Source organism: Enterococcus sp. AZ156, from assembly GCF_051714165.1.
GTDB classification, from domain to species: Bacteria; Bacillota; Bacilli; order Lactobacillales; family Enterococcaceae; genus Enterococcus_B; species Enterococcus_B pernyi.
This window is the reverse complement of the sequence record NZ_JBIORI010000001.1, coordinates 303,466-322,611: the sequence shown is the minus strand read 5'-3', so window position 1 is coordinate 322,611 and position 19,146 is coordinate 303,466. Positions and strand designations below refer to the sequence as shown.

General features: G+C 36.0%; 23 protein-coding genes. 4 read left to right on the top strand and 19 right to left on the bottom strand.

The genetic code is table 11. From position 1 onward, the window contains the following. Window position 1: 1 nt before the first annotated feature. From IGJ95_RS01670 to rlmH, 10 genes are all read right to left on the bottom strand, one after another. Window positions 2-283 (bottom strand): PTS sugar transporter subunit IIB, encoded by a 282-nt coding sequence (locus IGJ95_RS01670; RefSeq protein WP_010736514.1) that lies wholly within the window; start codon window positions 281-283, stop codon window positions 2-4. Window positions 284-295: 12 nt separating this feature from the next. Continuing rightward, window positions 296-727, bottom strand: coding sequence for a PTS sugar transporter subunit IIA (locus tag IGJ95_RS01665; protein ID WP_010736515.1), 432 nt, complete (start codon window positions 725-727; stop codon window positions 296-298). Beyond that, complete coding sequence (locus IGJ95_RS01660; RefSeq protein WP_010736516.1) at window positions 724-2,364, bottom strand: BglG family transcription antiterminator; 1,641 nt, start codon at window positions 2,362-2,364, stop codon at window positions 724-726. The genes IGJ95_RS01665 and IGJ95_RS01660 overlap by 4 nt, the downstream gene beginning before the upstream one ends. A 229-nt stretch (window positions 2,365-2,593) precedes the next feature. Further along, window positions 2,594-3,829 (bottom strand): serine/threonine transporter SstT, encoded by a 1,236-nt coding sequence (sstT, locus tag IGJ95_RS01655; protein ID WP_034691300.1) that lies wholly within the window; start codon window positions 3,827-3,829, stop codon window positions 2,594-2,596. A gap of 492 nt (window positions 3,830-4,321) precedes the next feature. Further along, window positions 4,322-4,915: a hypothetical protein gene (locus IGJ95_RS01650; protein WP_010736518.1), complete on the bottom strand. Its 594-nt coding sequence runs from the start codon at window positions 4,913-4,915 to the stop codon at window positions 4,322-4,324. A 200-nt stretch (window positions 4,916-5,115) separates the two neighbouring features. After that, entirely contained in the window at window positions 5,116-5,454 is a 339-nt protein-coding gene (locus IGJ95_RS01645; RefSeq protein WP_010736519.1) for a DUF4176 domain-containing protein, read from the bottom strand. A 19-nt stretch (window positions 5,455-5,473) separates the two neighbouring features. Beyond that, window positions 5,474-6,040 carry a hypothetical protein gene (locus IGJ95_RS01640; protein WP_153829953.1) on the bottom strand — a complete coding sequence of 189 codons (567 nt, stop codon included), beginning with the start codon at window positions 6,038-6,040 and terminating at the stop codon, window positions 5,474-5,476. Then, window positions 6,037-7,344, bottom strand: coding sequence for a hypothetical protein (locus IGJ95_RS01635; RefSeq protein ID WP_194179650.1), 1,308 nt, complete (start codon window positions 7,342-7,344; stop codon window positions 6,037-6,039). The genes IGJ95_RS01640 and IGJ95_RS01635 overlap by 4 nt, the downstream gene beginning before the upstream one ends. Further along, the gene (locus tag IGJ95_RS01630) at window positions 7,274-7,669 is read right to left on the bottom strand and encodes a hypothetical protein (protein ID WP_153829955.1); all 396 of its coding nucleotides are present in this window, start codon (window positions 7,667-7,669) and stop codon (window positions 7,274-7,276) included. The genes IGJ95_RS01635 and IGJ95_RS01630 overlap by 71 nt, the downstream gene beginning before the upstream one ends. A gap of 355 nt (window positions 7,670-8,024) precedes the next feature. Continuing rightward, the gene (gene rlmH / locus IGJ95_RS01625; RefSeq protein WP_010736523.1) at window positions 8,025-8,504 is read right to left on the bottom strand and encodes a 23S rRNA (pseudouridine(1915)-N(3))-methyltransferase RlmH; all 480 of its coding nucleotides are present in this window, start codon (window positions 8,502-8,504) and stop codon (window positions 8,025-8,027) included. A 428-nt stretch (window positions 8,505-8,932) separates the two neighbouring features. Here rlmH and IGJ95_RS01620 point away from each other — a divergent pair, with 428 nt between their 5' ends. Beyond that, entirely contained in the window at window positions 8,933-10,237 is a 1,305-nt protein-coding gene (locus IGJ95_RS01620; RefSeq protein ID WP_010736524.1) for a S1C family serine protease, read from the top strand. A 49-nt stretch (window positions 10,238-10,286) separates the two neighbouring features. On the opposite strand, the gene ytpR is transcribed toward IGJ95_RS01620, so the two are convergent. From ytpR to pepA, 5 genes are all read right to left on the bottom strand, one after another. Then, the gene (gene ytpR / locus IGJ95_RS01615) at window positions 10,287-10,892 is read right to left on the bottom strand and encodes a YtpR family tRNA-binding protein (RefSeq protein ID WP_010736525.1); all 606 of its coding nucleotides are present in this window, start codon (window positions 10,890-10,892) and stop codon (window positions 10,287-10,289) included. Beyond that, window positions 10,889-11,110, bottom strand: a complete 222-nt coding sequence (locus IGJ95_RS01610; protein ID WP_010736526.1) for a hypothetical protein — start codon at window positions 11,108-11,110, stop codon at window positions 10,889-10,891. Before IGJ95_RS01610 ends, ytpR begins: the two co-directional genes overlap by 4 nt. Before the next feature lie 51 nt (window positions 11,111-11,161). Then, entirely contained in the window at window positions 11,162-11,617 is a 456-nt protein-coding gene (locus IGJ95_RS01605) for a universal stress protein (protein WP_010736527.1), read from the bottom strand. A gap of 21 nt (window positions 11,618-11,638) precedes the next feature. After that, window positions 11,639-11,959 carry a thioredoxin family protein gene (locus tag IGJ95_RS01600; RefSeq protein WP_023518982.1) on the bottom strand — a complete coding sequence of 107 codons (321 nt, stop codon included), beginning with the start codon at window positions 11,957-11,959 and terminating at the stop codon, window positions 11,639-11,641. Between the two features lie 123 nt (window positions 11,960-12,082). Then, a complete protein-coding gene (gene pepA / locus IGJ95_RS01595; protein ID WP_023518981.1) occupies window positions 12,083-13,162 on the bottom strand; it encodes a glutamyl aminopeptidase in 1,080 nt (359 codons plus the stop codon). Between the two features lie 201 nt (window positions 13,163-13,363). Here pepA and IGJ95_RS01590 point away from each other — a divergent pair, with 201 nt between their 5' ends. Next, window positions 13,364-13,714 carry a PepSY domain-containing protein gene (locus IGJ95_RS01590; RefSeq protein WP_019724280.1) on the top strand — a complete coding sequence of 117 codons (351 nt, stop codon included), beginning with the start codon at window positions 13,364-13,366 and terminating at the stop codon, window positions 13,712-13,714. 138 nt (window positions 13,715-13,852) lie between these two features. Then, window positions 13,853-14,812: a glycosyltransferase family 2 protein gene (locus IGJ95_RS01585; protein ID WP_062805833.1), complete on the top strand. Its 960-nt coding sequence runs from the start codon at window positions 13,853-13,855 to the stop codon at window positions 14,810-14,812. Between the two features lie 38 nt (window positions 14,813-14,850). Here IGJ95_RS01585 and IGJ95_RS01580 read toward each other — a convergent pair whose 3' ends face one another. After that, a complete protein-coding gene (locus IGJ95_RS01580) occupies window positions 14,851-16,308 on the bottom strand; it encodes an NAD-dependent succinate-semialdehyde dehydrogenase (protein WP_010736532.1) in 1,458 nt (485 codons plus the stop codon). A 214-nt stretch (window positions 16,309-16,522) separates the two neighbouring features. Here IGJ95_RS01580 and IGJ95_RS01575 point away from each other — a divergent pair, with 214 nt between their 5' ends. Continuing rightward, window positions 16,523-16,903 (top strand): PH domain-containing protein, encoded by a 381-nt coding sequence (locus IGJ95_RS01575; RefSeq protein WP_010736533.1) that lies wholly within the window; start codon window positions 16,523-16,525, stop codon window positions 16,901-16,903. A 98-nt stretch (window positions 16,904-17,001) separates the two neighbouring features. Here the strand turns inward: IGJ95_RS01575 and IGJ95_RS01570 are convergent, their stop codons facing one another. The 3 genes from IGJ95_RS01570 to IGJ95_RS01560 all read right to left on the bottom strand — a co-directional run bounded on the left by IGJ95_RS01570 (window position 17,002) and on the right by IGJ95_RS01560 (window position 19,144). Then, a complete protein-coding gene (locus tag IGJ95_RS01570) occupies window positions 17,002-17,202 on the bottom strand; it encodes a hypothetical protein (protein ID WP_010736534.1) in 201 nt (66 codons plus the stop codon). Between the two features lie 135 nt (window positions 17,203-17,337). Next, entirely contained in the window at window positions 17,338-17,517 is a 180-nt protein-coding gene (locus IGJ95_RS01565; protein ID WP_010736535.1) for a hypothetical protein, read from the bottom strand. A 271-nt stretch (window positions 17,518-17,788) separates the two neighbouring features. Further along, on the bottom strand, window positions 17,789-19,144 hold the full coding sequence (locus IGJ95_RS01560; protein WP_010736536.1) for a glycoside hydrolase family 1 protein: 1,356 nt from the start codon (window positions 19,142-19,144) through the stop codon (window positions 17,789-17,791). Between the last annotated feature and the right edge of the window lie 2 nt (window positions 19,145-19,146).

Sequence of the window (19,146 nt, the reverse complement as noted above, 5' to 3'; positions counted from 1 at the left end):
TCTAGCCCTCCTTATTTGCTAAATATTGTTCTAATTGTGCCTTTACTTCATTTGTATCCATATATTTTTTGATTGGATAAACAGGCGCTTTGACCGAAGCTTTAAGTTCTGGTAGTAATTCATTACTAGTAAAATAAACATCTGCTTGAGTCACTTTTGCTGAGGATAAATCAGTATTCTCTACTGTAGCTTTGAGCCCTAGTTCTTTGATCACCTTATCAATCGACATTTTTAAAACCATTGAACTTCCAACACCAAATCCACATACTGCTAAAATTTTCATTTTTTTTCCTCCTTAGGTTAGTAATTGGATTATTTTTTCCTTATTTCCCGATAAAATAGTTTGATACTTCACTTCATCCATAAATATGGACATGATTTCTTGCAATTTATCCAGATGGCTCTCACTATCTTTCGCAGCTAAGATCAAAAATATTTTCACCGCTTTGTCTTTCATATCTACTACATTTTTTACGACTAAAAGACTCATGCTTTGTTCATTCACTCCTACGCCTGGTTTGGCGTGCATGAGGGCAAAATAGTCGGTTAAAACCATATATGGACCATGCTCTTCTACACTTTTGATCATATTATCCATATAAGTATGCGTTATCATTTTGCTTTTTAACAAAGGCTCACTTGCAATCTCAACGGCAGTCTCCCAATTTTCCACTGTATCGATTACTTGGATCTGCTCTTTTGCCAATAATGGATCAATTCTACTCATTCTTTTACCTCCAACATTTTTGAGATGAACCAGTTTTTATCACCTATCCCTTGCATGATCAGTTTCATCACTGCTTCAACTTCTTTCACATCTTCTTCTCGGATCATCAATAATACGATGATATCTGCTTTTTGATTTCCCCAATTAACTGGTTTATCCGCTACTAATATCGCAATAGCAGTCTCTTCTACGAATAGCGGATTACCATGAGGAATCACAAAACCGTTATCGAGATAAGTAGATTGGATTGCTTCTCGGTCAAAAACCGACTGGGTGTATTGTTGTTTCTTATAGTCATTTTTAAAGTTTTGCTGCTCCATCAGAAAATGGATTGCTTCTTCTTTTGACCCATAATGACCAAAATAAATATTGGACGCAAGCAATTGTTTTGTTTTTTCAGGTAAGATCCGCCTTTCTTTCATATGCTCATGATCAATCACTAAATCGATATAATGATTCATGATTCGTTTCATATCGCGACTAGTCACCATGGGTGAAATTCTGACGACAGGCTTTGATTGCTTGGGTATATCGACTGTAGAAATAATAAAATCAATTTCTGATAGATCCATGTAAGTCAACTTATCAATAGAGGCAGTTTCAATGCTGTCAATATCAGGTAAGATTCTTCGTATTTTGGCTGAAACAAATGAACTTGTTCCAATGCCATTCGGGCAGACAAATAATAATTTGTTTAATCGTTTGATCCTCTCGATAGCAGCTTGAAAATGAATGGTGACAAACCCAACTTCATCCTCAGATAGATTCACTTCACTTGGCCAACGAAAATCTTTTAATGCAAACCATACAACCCCATAAATGGACGGATAATTTTGTTTGATTCCATCAATCAATGGATTGACGATCGTTGTTTGCGCTTCAATTCGTAAAAGTAATTGATACAGATGTACTAGAAGATCTTCTTCTAGACGGTTATCTTGTGTTAAATCAATCTGGATACCTTCGCTAACCTTTTGGATCAATTGTCGAATTTTCCCGCAAAAAGCAAAAGGAATATTTTCACTTTTCATAAAGAATTTCAAGCCACTTCCTACGATAATGTAAGTTAAATATTGGACCTCTTCTTGTGTGAACTGATAAATTTTCTGGTCCTCTAATTTTTTTAATAGTTCATACACCAGCGGGTACTTATTGAACTCCAAGAAATATTTTCCATACTGATTCTTACCGATCAAATCTATTTTTTCACCCATTTTTGAGCGTTGGATAATCAATAAAATTGAAATCACAATGCTTTTGAAATAACTTTCTGGAATCTCCATTTGTTTTTCGTTGATTCCTTGACGAAAAGCTTGCTCGATTCTTCTTAAAATCTGCTGATCTATTAGTTCTGCTACCACTTCTAGTTCATTGAAATGATTAAGGATGGTCCGCTTCAACACACGTTGGATTTGAATTTCATTTCCTTCAAAAAATGTTCCCGAACGATCAAATGTCAAATTCAATCCTTCTTTGGTAAAAATATCTTTCACATAAGAAAGATCATTGGCAATACTACTTCGTGAGACAAAGTATTCATCAGAAAGCTGTTGGTAACTTAAGTGTTCAAAATTCAACAGTCGATTGAGAATGGTTATTCTGCGCATTTTATTTTCCTGATAGTGCATAACTTTCATTTTCCATCACCTTCTATGTTTACTATAATTTTTCAAACAACCGATTAGAAGACCACAAAAATCATTAAAAAATAATGAGATAGTCTGCACATTACTAATCGAAGTCTTTTTTTAGTATACTCAGAAACAACTAAATAATTCTACTCACAGTAAAAAATATGAAAAAAGCCAACAGACGATTGCTGTTGACTTAAAAAATGTAATTTGAAATGATGGTAGAAAGATGCCTCTATTGCAATTCACTCAAACGACTTTTGATCGAAACATCCTCGCCATTTCTTTTTCTAGCACCCAATTCACCAATTGCGGTGAATAGTAAGTCACTGGAAGAATTTAAAGCTGTCTCAACTGAGTCTTGGATGACCCCAATAATAAACCCGATTCCTACCACTTGCATCGCAATATCATTTGAGATACCAAATAAGCTACAAGCCAAAGGAATCAATAGTAATGAACCCCCAGCTACTCCAGATGCACCACAAGCAGCTAAAGCCGCCAAGATGCTTAAAATCAATTTTAAGGCGAAAGAAGCTTCGATACCTAGTGCTTGAACAGTCGTTAACGTCATCACTGTAATCGTCACTGCTGCTCCCCCCATATTGATCGTTGCTCCTAATGGAATCGAAATAGCATAAGATTCTTTTGTTAATTTCAGTTTTTCTGCCAACATCATATTGATCGGAATGTTCGCCGCAGAACTACGCGTAAAGAAAGCAGAAATTGCACTTTCTTTTAAACAAAAGAAAATTAATGGATAGGGATTTTCTTTGATAAACAAAAAAGTAAGTAATGGATAGATGATCAAAGCAACAAAGAGCATCGTACCTACTAACACAAGAACTAATTGGAGATACTCGGTCAGTCCAGAAAGACCTGTTGTTGCAATTGATTCATAAACTAACCCCAAAATACCGATCGGAGCGAAAGAAATAATCAATTGAACCACCTGTGACAATGCGACCGAAATCTGATCGATAACTTCTTTCGTTGCTTCCGTACGTGCCCGCAATGCCAATCCTAATAATACCGCCCAAAATAGCACACCTAAATAATTAGAGTCAATAATTGCTTGAATCGGATTTTGCGTGACATTGGTCAGCATCGTTGATAAAACAGTCCCAATATTTTGAGGCGCTTGTTCCGAAGCAGTTTCCTGCAGAGTGATCGGTACCGTAAAAATCGAACTAGTGATCACCGCCACAAAAGCCGCGAAAAAAGTCCCCCCTAAATACAATCCTAAAATCGGTTTTACAAATGTCTCATTCCCCATTTTATGTTTTGCAATTGAAGCTGCAGTCAAGAAAAACACTAACAGCGGCGCAATCGCTTTTAAACAACTAACGAACAACGTTCCTAATAAAGCAATAAATCCCCAGGTCGGTAAAAAAATACCTAATATTATACCAATTAAAATACCGCAACCAATACGTTGAACTAACGACATGTCCAAGAATTTCTCTAACAAACAATCACCCCTTTATAGTTTAACAACCATTTTAACATCTTCATGAGAGAAACAAAAGAGTAATTTTCAGAAAATTCTTATTATTCCGCATATCTATGTGTCCCTTAAAAAAATAACGAACGATTTTGAATTGGAAAAATAAAAAACATCATTGTAATCTTAGGCATAAATTACGAATCCTCTTTCTCAATCCCCCACGATGATACCTTATCAAATAATTATTACAAGATTCCTATGGAACAATGAATGATTTCCTAATTTTTCTTTATTTGGTAGGATTTCTTGATAGACACTCAAAGATACAGCACCTATGTTCCTAAATACTTAAAGGTGGACTAAAAAATAAATACACATTCTATATAAACTTAAATTTTGGAAATTCTAGTAGTCATATTCTTTCTTTTCAAACATTCTTCTGTTTATTCCCGTAATAGATTAGAATAATGGTTTCAAATGTACAATCATTTCAATTGATAATCTTTCATGTGATTTTTATCTTTTTTCAATTTGATATTTAGAAGATACATCTGGGACTTCTCTAAAATTTGATATGATTTTTCCAAATATTAATGAAGTTGTAGGTGATACTAACAAAACAAAAATAACCTCCCAAAAGTCACCTGATAAAATTGCTGATATAAATAGGTAGCCTACAAATATACCATATACACATGAAAAAAAATTACTCTGAACAACATAGATTTTTGACCTTTTATTTTCAACAAGTACTAACTGTACAATTGTCGTATCTTTAACTAGTTCTTTCACTTTCTTATTGTTATGTAATAGTCGACAGGTTGATATTATTCCATATGTACTAAGAAGACTAGCAATCAATAGAGCTAAATATATTGATTCAAGATAGCCCAAAAATATAAGAAAAGGACTAATTACAAAAACACCGAAAATCCCATAAGATTCAGGAACATAAAATTGTATTTCAGGTGTTTTTTTACCTTCAAAAATTTCTGCTGATCCAGTTACTTTATATGCAGTCCAACTTTCTTTCGGAGCGTTGTTGTAAAAGGTACTAAACGGAAAAAAGTTTCTCAGCCTCATTAACTTAAAATAATCAACAATGTACAATCTATCATTTAATTCCAGTAAATAATATCTGCTATTAATTCTTTTAATCTCTTGGGCACAGTTGTTTCCTATCCTCTAAAGCCACCTTCAAGTTTCTCAGTTGATTCTGAAAAATTTAGCACTATAAGCTATTACTTAATTAGTTTCAAAACAGTTCTATAGTATTTTATTTCTGTTATTCCATATTAATAACTAAATTTTTAAAACCCAAAAGTTTCTGGTTCCTCTTCAATCTCTCTTTCAATCACTAATTTAGGATAAGGTATGTTTTTTATGTTTTCTTCGTAAGAATCAGCAAACGCTACTTCTTGCTCATCTCGATATCCTTCAAATAAGACTTTCTTTATATCTTTATCATTAAAAAATGCAAAATTGGATTCCGCTATTACACCTTGCGGATAACCTAAAGCAGAATAGTCAAAATAACCAATCGCTCCTTCATTATTAAAAAGCTGTGCCCGTCCAACAATAATAAGTTTGATATCTCCGCCTTTTAATAGCACTACACTTCCTAATGGTAAAATATGTTTATTGATCATGAAATTTTCCTTCCTTTATTTATTTTTTTAGTATTCCCCCTGCTTTAATTCCTAAAATAGGCGGTACTATTTTTCTTAAACTTGCTAAACTAAACACACCAAATAAAAGTTCTATAAAATCTTCACCTTTTAGCATATGATCAAAAATCGAAATAATAGAAACAAAGAGTATTCCTATAGTCAATAAAAACTCGACAAACAACAATATCCAAAACTTTGGTGAGTTAGATACAACTCCTTGAATTTCATTGGGAGAAAAATTTCTATATTCTTTTTCTCCCAATGAATTAGTTATCATTATTCCTATAAAAACGTGTGCTAACACATATCCTAGACACCACACAAGAAGTAAACTAACTAAAACTGGAAAAATAAGTAATCTATCTAAAATGGTTCCAAACGTCACCATTCCTACCATAAGAACTTGACTTGTCCAAAAAGTTCTACTTTTAGAGTAGCTTTTTCCTGCTGTTTCCGTATAAGCCCCTTTAAAATGTTGTACATATGGAGTGCTCTTTTCAAAATCAAAATATATTGATGAATTTCCTGATATTTTCAAAAGTGGAATAATCTTCTTCTTTTTCATCCGAATATACTCCCTAATGATTGCCCAAAACCGGCAAAGACTTTACCAACATCGTTTTTCAAACTGTTTATTCCTAAAGAAATAGTTTTTCCAATATTATCAAAAGCTTTTTTAGCTTTCCCCGTTTCAATCCAATCATATACATGCTCTCCAAAACTCCCAATACCAGCTCCAATAACTGCGCCTAGTACGGATCCTGCACCAGGTATTGGTATCAAGGTTCCAAGAATGCCCCCAATATAAGCCCCCATAACTTTGCCACTAGCATCTATTATCGTATATGCAACTGTATTTCTAGTTGCTCTTTCAATATCATTATATTTACTCATTTGAGTATCATAATCAAAAGCTATACCTGCAATCGTACCAGCAATCCCTATACCTTTCCACATATTATTACTTCTTACAATTTCCACTGAATCTAATAAATCATCACTAACACTCTCTAATGTTTTAGCGTACCTAGTTGTACGAGAGAACGAATAATTAGAAACTGACTTAGACCCAAGTCTTATTGCTTTTACTTTAGTTGCTTTACCATATTCTTTGATGACACTTAATGTAGTGTTCCCTATAGAATGGGCATAGTCTATCTTCTCAGTCAATTTCTCCAATATTTGCTTCACCTTATTATCAGTTCCAACCTCAGTAAACCACTTTTTATTTATCCCCTCGGGTAACAAATATGAACCATCTGTCCTCACTCTCGTATTCTTTAACACTAATACACCCTGCATTGCCAGTTTCAATTCATCCAAACTATGACTGAATAATCCACTAGTTTGAGAATTGAAATTATGTAATTTTTTTAGCTTATTTTGTAATTGATCAATATCTTGTTGAAAGCTCTCTGACATACGTTCTAGATATCGTTGGACATTTAGCAATGTTTCGAGAATGCCGACGAACGGATTACTTTGTGCTTTGGACTGAACAAAAGCAGAAGTCGTGTCTACTGATGCTTTCATAACTCGCGTCGTCGCCAGTTGCTGGTTCAGTTTGTTCTCATCCAAGTATCCTTCCATTGCTACAATCTGATCCGAGACTTTATACCTTTGTAGCTCCTGTTCAATTTTTTCAATCGCATTCGTTGTTCGTGTAATTGTCGGAATGATCAATTCACTAAATAATCCTTTTCCTGCTGTATATGCTGCACCAGATAATTCGTTTCCGTTAACAGCTGACACGACTTTTTGACTTCCTCTCTTTAGTTGATTGATCGTTTCTTTACTACTAGCTAAGTTCTTCTTTAACGCTGACATAAATTCTGATGATTCCCCACTTAAATGTTCTCCTTTCTGCAAACAACTCTTCTCTTTCTACTTCTAATCCTTGTAAAGTTTTCCTGTACGAAAAATCAAGTTCTTCATGTGCCTGATGAAATTGTTGTTGAAATGTTTGTTGCTTTGCTTCATACTCCTTCTGCATCCAAATTGCATTGGTCATACCTTGTTGGATATCTTCATGATTCAATTCAGATAATTGGCGAAAACCTCTTTGAAGTTCTTTTTCTAATTGAAGGAGCTGGTTTTCTAACCTACGTTTCCCATTTACTAATTCGTCTTGTTGCTGTTCCACTTTCCAAATTTCTTTTTGATTCTCATAGATCATTTCATTGTCTATTGACATTCGTTCACCTTCTTAGATATTTGATGGTTGATTTCTTGCAACATTCTTTTTCCTAAACGATAGCTTTGCTCTTTAGATACTGGTCTTCTTAAACTAAATACGAATTTTTTCTGAATTATTTTCATATTTAAAACGATTAAAGCGATTTTTATTATTTCATAAAAAAATGAGCCCTTTGATCAAATAAAATAACTGATAAAATTAATTTTACACCTTCGACATATTTCCATTTTAATATAATAATCAATTGAAAAAATAAAATATATCATAAAACATCGTTTTAGTCTCATAATCGTTAAAATAACAAAAAAAGACCGCCATTTATTGACAGTCGATCTTGATATGGATAATTATTTCATTTGTGGTACGGAGCCCCAGTATTGATCCGAAATGCGCGATAAATTTGTTCAACGAGGATCAGGCGCATCAGTTGATGGGGGTAGGTCATTTTGCCGAAAGAGATTTGGGCATTGCTGCGTTGCATGACGTCATCGCTTAATCCTAACGAGCCACCGATGACAAAGACGAGCTGGCTTTTTCCTTGGATGCCTAATTGATCAATTTGCTTTGCAAAGGCTTCACTAGTAGGATTTTCGCCTTGGATCGCTAAAGCGTAGACAAATTCATGATCTTTGATTTTTGCGAGTATACGCTCGCCTTCTTTTTCTTTGACTTGGCGCATTTGAGCTTCGCTAAGATTTTCTGGTGCTTTTTCGTCAGGTACTTCTATTAGTTCGATTTTCCCGTAGGCTTTAAGTCGCTTAACGTACTCATTGCTTCCTTGAATCAGATATTTCTCTTTTAATTTTCCTACTGAGATGATTTTTATATTCATAATTATTTCCTTTCCTCATTCTTCCATGTCGATTTATTCCTTCCTTATTATAATTGAGGATGCTTATTCAAGAAAGTGATTTAAAAAAGTTTTCCCACATAGTTATACACATCTTCCACAGGTTTATCCACAGTTTATCGTGGTTTTATTACTTGTTTCATAAGTATTTCTTAAGCAAACATATGTTTCGCACAGATTTTTCCACTTTTCCCACAAGTTGTTGATAACTTTTATGGACAATTATACGCATTTTTTACAAATACTTTTCCACAATTTCTGTGTATAAGTTTGTATTTAATTTTTTCATCTGAAAACAATTATTTTTCCTAATGTTTTTCATAAAAAGTTCACAGTCTGGAAGTAGACTAAATCTAGTAAATAAGTCTATACTTAACTTATCTAGAAAATAATAAATGGAGGCAGATCACATGGACAGAAGAGATGTGACACCAAAAATGAAAAAAAGAAAATCTAATGGCATTTGGCGAAAGCTAGGTCTTGGCGTAGTTGGTGGCGTGATTGGCGGATTACTGACTTTCGGTATTTTTTATGCAGCAACTGGAGGTGGTAACTCAGTAACGACTTCTTCTAGCAGTGGGACACAAAATGCATCAGGCGAAACAGTTGTCGAAAATGTAAAAGTCAATGTAGATTCAGATATCACTTCTGCAGTAGATAAAGTACAAGGAGCAGTTGTTTCTGTTATCAACCTACAAAAACAAAGTTCATCATCTGACCCGTTTGGTTCATTATTTGGCCAACAACAAGAAAGTAGTGGCGAAGATGGCGAATTGCAAGCTTACAGTGAAGGTAGCGGTGTGATCTATAAAAAAGAGGGCGGTTCCGCTTATATCGTGACGAATAATCACGTGGTCGATGGACAACAAGGGTTAGAAGTTTTATTAAAAGATGGAACAAAAGTGAAAGCAGAATTAGTCGGTACAGATGCTTACACTGATTTAGCTGTGTTGAAAATCAGTGCTGACAAAGTCGACACTGTTGCTTCATTTGGCGATTCTGCTTCATTGAAAGTCGGCGAACCTGCGATTGCGATTGGTTCTCCTCTAGGTTCTCAATACGCGAATTCCGTAACATCAGGGATCATTTCTTCCTTGAATCGCCAAGTGACAAGTACCAATGAATCTAATGAAACGGTCAATATCAACGCGATTCAAACAGATGCAGCGATCAACCCGGGGAACTCTGGTGGTCCACTAGTTAATATCGAAGGACAAGTCATTGGTATCAATTCAAGTAAAATTGCATCGACTTCTGATTCTTCAAGTGTAAGTGTTGAAGGAATGGGCTTTGCGATTCCAAGTAATGATGTCGTAAATATCATCAATCAACTTGAAAAAGATGGAAAAGTAACACGCCCTGCACTGGGTATCACAATGACCGATCTTTCCGCCGTTTCTACACAACAACAGGAACAGATCTTGAAATTACCATCTTCTGTAACAAATGGCGTGATCATTCGTTCGGTTCAACCAGCAACGCCTGCGGAAAAAGCTGGCTTAGAACAATATGATGTCATCACAAAAATCGATGATACAGAAGTCTCATCTGGTGTTGAATTACAGTCTGTGCTTTATGGTAAAAAAGTTGGTGACACTGTGAAGATCACTTATTACCGTGGCGAAGAAGAAAAAACTGTAGATATCAAATTGACAATTGATAATACTGCATTAAATCAAGGAAATTCAAATAGTTCCAATGGCTCAAATAATTAATAAAAAAAGACGACTATCTCAGTGGAGGTAGTCGTCTTTTTTATTATTGCTAGTTTTTGAATGCTTCGCCAACTATCGCATCTTCAGGTAAAACTAAGATGCCTTTTTTCTCTGGGGCGTTAGGTACGTGAAGTTCCTTTGCAGAGCAAATCATTCCATCACTTTTGACCCCTCTTAATTCTCCAGGCCAAATCATCATACCGTCTGGCATCATTGCACCAGGTTTGGCAACGACTACTTTTTGACCTGCTTCGATATTTGGTGCGCCACAAACGATTTGTAAAACTTCACCACCATCTACTTCAGTTTCAGTTACAGATAAATGATCTGAATCTGGATGGGGTTCACAAGTTTTGACGTAACCAACAACGATTTTCGGCTGGTTGTCTTTTTCGAGTGTTTCTTCAAAGCCAGCTTCCTTGATCAAACGGTTCAATTCAGCTAGTTGTTCTTCTGAGATTGTTACTTGGCCGTTGCCTTCAATTGTTAGATGATCTGAGATATGGAAAAAGTTCCATGCAACGATTTGGCCAGATTCATCTTTGATCTGCGCAACATTCCATTTGCGAATAGCGGTATTTTCCGTCCCTTTATCGTCGGCTACGATCACCATTAGTGTGTCGCCCACATGTGCGCGATTATAAGCAAAAATCATTTTGTTTCCTCCAATATCATTTGTTGAAGTTGTTTTTTATTTATGGCAACTGAATACATCGTACTTTCGGGAAACCCCACATAGTCCAGCGCCAAACTCTCTTGCTTTATCTTAACAAAAAAAGGCGGTTCTTGCATGATAAATTCTCTTAGAAAAGCTTGCCGGAATAAAAAGAAAGCACGGATCACAAAAAAAGACGAGGAAACGAAATGCACCATCTTTCGTTTCCTCGTCTTTTTTGTTCAAGGATCTGCCTATTGAATCAAAAACTAGGCTTCTCTTGGTTCTGAAACGACTAAGACATCACACGGAGCTTGTCGAATCACATAGCTTGCCACACTACCAGTCATAAAACGTTCAACGGCATTTAACCCTGATTGACCAATCATGATCAAGTCGATTTGATATTTCTTTGGTAGTTTTACTGCCATAGATTCTCTGACCGAACCGTAAGCCACAATACCTTCTATTTTTTGGTAGTCAACGGATTTGCCGTAATTTTTACATTCTTCAATCAATTCTTTTGCTGATTCAGTCTGTTGATCGATCAAGGATTGGTCAATAGGCGTATACCCCATAAATTGATAAAATTGTTGGTCGATCACATTCGTCGCATATACTGTGCCTTCATTTCTACGAGCTACCTCAACGGCTTTTTTGAATGCAGCAAACGCTTGCTCGCTTCCGTCAATTCCAACTAATATTTTCTTATATGCTTGTTCCATTTTTCCCACTCCTCTCGTTTCTCACTGCTGAATCGTTTTTTTTAAAAATTGTTCGATTTCTTCTTTTGTTTTACGATCTTTATTGACCAGACGACCTAGCTCTTTCCCATCTTTGATGACAATAAAACTTGGAATACCGAAAATATTCCATTCTGCTGCTAAGTCGATATACGCATCACGATCCATTTCGACAAATGTCCAATCTGAAAAGCGACGCTCGATCTCTGGCATTTGTGGTTTGATGAAGCGACAATCACCACACCAATCGGCAGTAAAGAAAAAGATATGATTGCCTTTTTCAACATAACCGGCTACTTCTTCAAGACTTTTAGGAGTAATCATAGGTTTACACTTCTTTCTTATTCTATATTTTACTTAAATTATACACCTTTACAAAAAACTGACCAAACTATATCTAAAAAATAAAAAACGAGCAAAAGCGGATAGCCTTCACTCGTTGATTACTTATTTTCCGTAAACGATCGTATTCACCGTTGATTTATCTAAGCCCTTCAATGTTTGGATCAACATTTCTCTGGCTGCTTCAAAGTCACGGATACTAAACATCGTTTGATGCGTATGGATATAGCGCCCAACCACACCGATAACGGTACTTGGGATTCCTTCATTTTGTGTATGAGCAGCACCCGCGTCGGTACCACCTTTTGATACAAAGTATTGATATGGAATATTGTTTGTTTCAGCAATATCTAGTAAATATTCACGTAAACGTGGCAACATGATCAATCCTGGATCTTGGATACGCATCAAGGTGCCTTCTCCTAGATGACCAAATGTGCCTTTTTTCGTTACTGTATCATCTGCTGCAGAGCAGTCTACCGCAAAGAATAGATCAGGTTTGAATTTGTTCACTGAAGCTTTTGATCCACGTAAACCAACTTCTTCCTGGACGTTAGCGCCGGCGATCAGCGTATGACCTAATGTTTCTTTTTCTAGGGCTTCTAATGCTTCCAAGACCATCGTACAACCGTAACGGTTATCCCATGACTTACTGATAATATTTTTGCCGTTTGCTGTTTTGATCGTTTCTGCATAAGGTACGATCGTATCTCCTGGTAGGACACCAAAACTCATTGCTTCTTCTTTTGATTCAAAACCAGCATCAAATAAAATATCTGTTACTTCGACTGACTTTTGACCGCTTGTACCACGTAATAAATGTGGAGGCACGGAAGAAGAAATACATGGGTAATTTTTCCCTGTTGATGTCTTCAATGTAAAGCGTTGAGCCGACACTACATAAGGATTCCAACCGCCTAGCGGAACCACTTTGAACAATCCGTTATCTTGGATTTGTGTCAACATAAAACCAACTTCATCCATGTGTGCTGCCACCATGACACGAGGGGCATCCGCTTCTTGGTGATGGCGCAATCCAAAGATCCCACCTAATCCATCTAATTGTAATTCATCAACTAGTGGCTCCATGTGTTGTTCCATGTACGCGCGGATATCTTGTTCAAAACCGCTTGTTCCTTGTAATTCTGTTAATTCTTTGATACGTTGAAATGTTTTTTCATCCATAATAATGATCGTCTATAATTCAGACTTGTCTCCTTTCAATCTCAGCTTTGATTTGTCTTAAAAAAATAGCATCTGGACAAATCTATCGTGATCATTATACCGTATTTTATTTCAAAACGGTTATTTATTTCAAAGAAAATCCGATAGTGTGGTAAAATAAAGCCAAAGAAACTTGTGTAATTGTAAAGGAGGGCAAGCAGTATGTATGAAGAAAGTGAACAGGCCTATTTCAAAGGTGGTTTAGCTGTCGGACTTGGTTTAGGATTATTAAGTGGCGTGGCAACTGCACTATGGTACAACCGTAACAAAACGATGTCCGCTGATGAAGTCTTAGCTACCATCAAAGAAGCATTTTTAGACGAAGGCTCGATTGAAGGCTCCTGGATCTCTTTTGAGAAAGAACCGACACGTAAATTTGCAATCCATTCAAAAGCTTATCGTGGTGGGATTTCTCGCATAGAAGATGGTGAAGTCGTCTATTATGAATTTTTAGCAGATGCCTATACTGGTACTGTTTTAGATATTTCTAGAAAAAAAGGAACAGATGCTTGATTTCATTTTTAAAAGATTCTCTTAGAAATAGGCTTTCCTATGGATAAGAGCTTCTTTTTTTGCGTAAAAACTGGTATAAACGTACATGATAGGTTATGCTTAGTTTAAACTTTTTCAATTTATTTAGGAGAGTGAAAAATGAATCACACAGAAAAAATTGCTGTCCTGATTCCTTGTTATAATGAAGAAGCAACGATTCCCACAGTCATTGCCGACTTTAAACGAGAGTTACCAGAAGCAGATATTTATGTATACGATAATAACTCAACGGATAACACCTACGACTTAGCAGTTGCCGCGGGTGCTATTGTAAAAAAAGAACCTCGTCAAGGTAAAGGAAATGTCATACGTCAAATGTTTTTTGACATTGATGCTGATTATTATTTGATGGTAGACGGAGATGATACATATCCAGCCGAAGCCGTACATGGACTTTTAGAAAAATTACGTTCTGGCGAAGCTGATATGGTTATTGGCGACCGTCTTTCTAATGGCACTTACTTTGAAGAAAATAAACGCGCCTTCCATGATTTTGGCAATAATTTAGTTAAAAATACGATCACTCGTTTATATAAAACAAAAATAAGAGACGTGATGACTGGCTATCGCGGATTTAATCGTATTTTTGTTAAAAGCTTCCCAATCATGAGTGCGGGATTCCAAATCGAAACGGAATTGACCATTCATGCCTTAGATAAAAAATTCAAATTAGTTGAGCTCCCTATTGATTACCGTGATCGCCCAGAAGGTAGCGAATCAAAATTGAATACCTTTTCTGATGGCTTCAAAGTCATTATGATGATTATTAAAATGTGTAAAGATTATAAACCTATCCTATTTTTCAATATCTGGACAGTCATTTTCTTTTTAGCTGGTCTGTTCACTGGGATTCCTGTCATTCGGGAGTTTATGTTGACGAGCTTTATTACTAAAGTCCCTTCAGCCATATTAAGTACAGGATTGATGATCCTAGCTTTACTTTCACTAGTTACCGGTATGATTTTAGATACGGTCGTTACAAATGCAAAGAAAGAGTACGAACTGAACCTCTATCATGTTTATCATGAGTATCATCAAAATAAAAAAGAAGAGAGATGATTTTATGCAATCATCCCTCTTCTTTTTTATCTTATCATTTATTTCTCTGATGCAATCGTCACAAACTTCACTTCGACATATTCTTCTACCCCAAAAGTTCCGTTCTCACGGCCAAATCCTGAATGTTTGACTCCCCCAAATGGCGTCGCAGAATTTGAGATGGCCGTGTCATTGACGCCAACCATGCCATATTGCAATTTATTGCTTACATTGTGGATCGTATGGATATTTGTCGCAAAGAAATACGATGCTAAACCAAAAATCGTATCATTGGCATCTTTGATTACTTGTTCTTCGTCTTCAAATGTAATGATTGGAATCACTGGTCCAAATGTTTCATTGTAGAAAATATCCATTTCCTTTTTTACACCATCTAATACTGTCGGTTCAAAGAAGAAGCCATTTGCATATTCTCCGTCCGTTAGACGATGACCGCCAGCCAAGATTTCTGCTCCTTTAGCTACTGCATCTTCTAGTTGTTCTTCAACTTTTTTTACGCCTTCTTCATTGATCAATGGCCCCGTAGTTGGATCGTCTAATCCATTTCCAACAGTCACTTCTCTGATTTTTTCCACAATCAATTTTGTTGCTTGTTCTTTGATTTCTTTATGGATAAAAATTCGATTTGGTGACGTACATACTTGTCCATTGTTGATAAATTTCGTTTTGATCAATGTATCGACTGCTAATTCTACATCAGCATCTGGAAAAATAATAAATGGCGCATGTCCACCTAGCTCCATGGAAACTTTTTTCAAGGTAGGTGCTGCTTGTTCATTTAGAATTTGTCCGACTTCTGTTGAGCCTGTGAATGTGATTTTTTGGATATCATCCGATTCAGATAAAATCTTCCCGATCGTTGAGGAATCACCCATGACGATATTTACAACGCCATCTGGAAAGCCAGCTTTGTGGAATAGTTCCATCAGCGCAAGTGCTGATAAAGGTGTTGATTTTGCTGGTTTTAAGATAACCGTACATCCTGCGGCGATTGCCGGTGAGATTTTACGAATGATCATATTAGAAGGAAAATTCCATGGTGTGATGGCACCGACGACACCAATTGGTTGTTTACGTGCTTGCCATTGTTTTCCTTCAGGTGAAGGAATGATTTCTCCCATGATTCGTTGACCTTGCGCTGCATTCCAGCGAAGGTTCTCGACATTTGTTTGGATTTCTGCCGTCGCTTGAGCAAGCGGTTTTCCTTGTTCCATCGTCATGATTTTTGCTAAACGTTCACTGTCTTCTTCTACAAGATCAGCCATTTTATTCATTAATTTTGCTCGTTCGCTTGGTGCTGTTCTTGACCAATCTTCGAAAGCCTTGTTGGCAGCCTTGATTGCTTCTTTTGTCTCTTTTTCGCCACCTTGTTGAACGCTTGCTAATGTTTCACCAGTTGCTGGATTGACGACATCAACTGTTCCTTCAGAGCCTTCAAGCCATTTGCCATTAATATAAAGATGAGTTTCTACTTGCGGTAAATCATATTTCCCCATAGTTTTCCTCCTCTATTCTTAATTACATAACAACCGTAACACTAATAAAGTCAAAGCTCAAACCATCTGTTTAGTATGAATCGATCCAACTTAGACCTACATCTTCAATTTTTTCGTTCTTTTGAAGAATAAATTGATCGTTCATTCAAAACCTTTGTTACAATGAAATAGAAGTATCACTATAATTTTATCCTACGACTAAAGGAGTGCTTTTATGGGACTATTTGATGGCTTGATGGGAAATGCTACCCAAAAAGATACAACCAATATCACAAGAGAAGTTCAAGAAATCCTGATTCCAATGGAACAGGTAGAGTTAGCGTTCAAATTAGTACGTGATTTGATTATTTTTACCGACCGTCGGATGATTATCGTCGATAAACAAGGAATGACCGGTAAAAAAAGCGAATATAAATCGATCCCTTACCGTTCGATTTCACGCTTTTCGATTGAAACAAGTGGGCATTTTGATTTAGATGCCGAATTGAAAATTTGGATCTCTAGCGCAGAATTACCCGCTGAATCGTTACAATTTAGAAAAGATAAGAATATCATCGCTGTACAACAGGCACTTGCTGCAGCTGTTTTATCTTAAACTTACGATCATCACAAAGAGCCTCCACATCCAAAACTTGAAGAATTTTGGGTGTGGAGGCTGATTGTGCATTGTTGACGACTTATGCAAAAACGCTTCTAGAGACTTAAAATTTTATAATACATAGCCTTCATTTTTTGATCTTTTGTTCTTTTTTCTTTAAAGTCCATTTTTTCTAGTTTAAGTTTCTTCATATTTTTCTCTTTGATTTTATTGATTTCTGTAAAAGAACGTTGTTTGATACCCTCGATTTTTTGTCTTCTTTTCTCTTTTAACTTTTCTAGATCTTTTTCTCTCATCACGCTCTCCTTTCTTTCGAAGAAGTTTGGTTTCTAAGATTCACTGTGACCATACAAATCTAGAAAGTAGTATCAATCGAACAGGATGGCGGGACGTCCAAGTCTCTTCTATTCATATTCTAGATTTTTGAAAATTTATCTCTCTTTATTTTTTTCGCTTTGCACAATAGTCTGAGAATCACCACTGTGTAATACTTCTTTACTATCTTTAGTTACTTCTTTATTTCTGTCGACTTCATTTAATGCTTGCTCTTTAACTGATGCTAATTTACGCTGTTTTCTTTCTCTAAGCCCTTCCAATGTTTCGTGTTCCATCGTAATTCCCCCCTTTAATAATTATTCTATTGGATAAATGTCGAAAGAATGAATCAATTTTTTTTTGAAAATAAAAAAAGTATTTCCTTCAAACTATAAAGTAAAAAATCCCGCCTAGATAGTCGCTTGTGAACATTCAGCAGACTAACTGTATTATTGATTCATCACTTAACTCTTCAAACAAATAAGAATATACAAAAAAAACTGCATGTATCCACTTGATCCAGCGAATACATGCAACTATCTATTTTGCTATTATTTACTCATCCTATCAGCCTTGCTCTTTTTGAAGAAATTCCTTGAACCAATAGAAGCTTTTTTTAGGTATGCGTTTCATATCACGTAGATCATGATTTCCTCTATTGACGTAAACCATCCCGTATCTTTTTTCCATATCACCTTTTGAGCTAGGTAGATCAATTAATCCCCAGCCAAGATAACCTAGTACTTCACAGCCGTCAATGCTCATTGCATCTTTCATTGCTTTAATATGTTGTTCATGGTAATAAATGCGGTAGTCGTCTTCAATAGGTGTATGGCCATCCCAATTTTCCTGCGTGCCTATCCCATTTTCAACGGGAAAAATCGGTAGATTGTATTTTTGATACATCTTGTTGATGATATCTCTAAAGCCAAGAGGATCAATTCCTAGATTCCAGTCATTCATCGAAACAAATGGATTTTCTACTTCACCATACGTCAAATAATAATTTGGTGCAACGTCTGCTGGAATATTTTTATGACTGATACTTCCTGTACAATAGTAACTGAACGCTAAATAATCACTTGTTAGTCTTCCGATTTCAGTAAGTTCTTCCTCTGTCATGTCTACATTCAAATACTGTTTTTCAAACGTCAAAACTTGTTTCGAATAACTACGCCCACAAAAAGCATCCAAAAGATTCTGGTTGATAAACTCATCCCATTCTCTCGCAATTAATACATCTTTGGGGTGATTTGTCGCAGGGTACATATTGGAATAGGCTAACATCCCACCGATTTGTCCATCTGTCGTTTCATGGATATAGTTGGCGATTTTGGCATGTGCGACCATGATATTATGCGCGATTTGATGAATGTTATCCGTTGTATTTTCAGTATTCAATGTTCCCCCGTATAATAGTGCCAACGGTGTTGAATACAAGTTTTGTTCATTGAAAGTTACCCAATACTTGACTTTATTCTTGTAACGATCCACCATTTTTTTCCCATATTCCACAAAAGCATCTACGACGTGTTTACTCATAAAACCATCGTAATTTTGTGCAAGATGGAGTGGCATATCAAAATGATAGAGACATAGCATGGGTTCAATATTCCGTTTTAGCATCGCATCGATATAATGATCATAAAATAAGAGACCCTCTTCATTGAATGCTCCATCACCTGTAGGATTGACACGTGACCAAGAAGTTTGAAAGCGATAAAAATTCATACCCATTTCTTGCATCAAATCAAGATCTTCTTCATATCTATGATAGCGATCAATCCCATGTTTCCAATCTGAAGTAGTTTCAGTCGCTTCACGAACGTCATAAACAGACAATCCTTTTCCGCCTTCCTTCCAAGCACCTTCAGTTTGCATACTTGAGGAGGAATCTCCCCAGAAAAATTTTTCCTTTACCATCT

What these genes read in the sequence shown, in the direction of transcription:
- IGJ95_RS01560 (WP_010736536.1), bottom strand. Translation starts at nt 19,144, where the DNA reads ATGGTAAAGGAAAAATTTTTCTGGGGAGATTCCTCCTCAAGTATGCAA.
- IGJ95_RS01670 (WP_010736514.1), bottom strand. Translation starts at nt 283, where the DNA reads ATGAAAATTTTAGCAGTATGTGGATTTGGTGTTGGAAGTTCAATGGTT.
- IGJ95_RS01600 (WP_023518982.1), bottom strand. Translation starts at nt 11,959, where the DNA reads ATGATTACTCCTAAAAGTCTTGAAGAAGTAGCCGGTTATGTTGAAAAA.
- IGJ95_RS01575 (WP_010736533.1), top strand. Translation starts at nt 16,523, where the DNA reads ATGGGACTATTTGATGGCTTGATGGGAAATGCTACCCAAAAAGATACA.
- IGJ95_RS01645 (WP_010736519.1), bottom strand. Translation starts at nt 5,454, where the DNA reads ATGATCAATAAACATATTTTACCATTAGGAAGTGTAGTGCTATTAAAA.
- IGJ95_RS01665 (WP_010736515.1), bottom strand. Translation starts at nt 727, where the DNA reads ATGAGTAGAATTGATCCATTATTGGCAAAAGAGCAGATCCAAGTAATC.
- rlmH (WP_010736523.1), bottom strand. Translation starts at nt 8,504, where the DNA reads ATGAATATAAAAATCATCTCAGTAGGAAAATTAAAAGAGAAATATCTG.
- IGJ95_RS01620 (WP_010736524.1), top strand. Translation starts at nt 8,933, where the DNA reads ATGGACAGAAGAGATGTGACACCAAAAATGAAAAAAAGAAAATCTAAT.
- IGJ95_RS01570 (WP_010736534.1), bottom strand. Translation starts at nt 17,202, where the DNA reads ATGAGAGAAAAAGATCTAGAAAAGTTAAAAGAGAAAAGAAGACAAAAA.
- IGJ95_RS01580 (WP_010736532.1), bottom strand. Translation starts at nt 16,308, where the DNA reads ATGGGGAAATATGATTTACCGCAAGTAGAAACTCATCTTTATATTAAT.
- IGJ95_RS01565 (WP_010736535.1), bottom strand. Translation starts at nt 17,517, where the DNA reads ATGGAACACGAAACATTGGAAGGGCTTAGAGAAAGAAAACAGCGTAAA.
- IGJ95_RS01640 (WP_153829953.1), bottom strand. Translation starts at nt 6,040, where the DNA reads ATGAAAAAGAAGAAGATTATTCCACTTTTGAAAATATCAGGAAATTCA.
- IGJ95_RS01630 (WP_153829955.1), bottom strand. Translation starts at nt 7,669, where the DNA reads ATGTCAATAGACAATGAAATGATCTATGAGAATCAAAAAGAAATTTGG.
- IGJ95_RS01660 (WP_010736516.1), bottom strand. Translation starts at nt 2,364, where the DNA reads ATGAAAGTTATGCACTATCAGGAAAATAAAATGCGCAGAATAACCATT.
- pepA (WP_023518981.1), bottom strand. Translation starts at nt 13,162, where the DNA reads ATGGATGAAAAAACATTTCAACGTATCAAAGAATTAACAGAATTACAA.
- IGJ95_RS01605 (WP_010736527.1), bottom strand. Translation starts at nt 11,617, where the DNA reads ATGGAACAAGCATATAAGAAAATATTAGTTGGAATTGACGGAAGCGAG.
- ytpR (WP_010736525.1), bottom strand. Translation starts at nt 10,892, where the DNA reads ATGATTTTTGCTTATAATCGCGCACATGTGGGCGACACACTAATGGTG.
- IGJ95_RS01610 (WP_010736526.1), bottom strand. Translation starts at nt 11,110, where the DNA reads ATGGTGCATTTCGTTTCCTCGTCTTTTTTTGTGATCCGTGCTTTCTTT.
- IGJ95_RS01590 (WP_019724280.1), top strand. Translation starts at nt 13,364, where the DNA reads ATGTATGAAGAAAGTGAACAGGCCTATTTCAAAGGTGGTTTAGCTGTC.
- IGJ95_RS01585 (WP_062805833.1), top strand. Translation starts at nt 13,853, where the DNA reads ATGAATCACACAGAAAAAATTGCTGTCCTGATTCCTTGTTATAATGAA.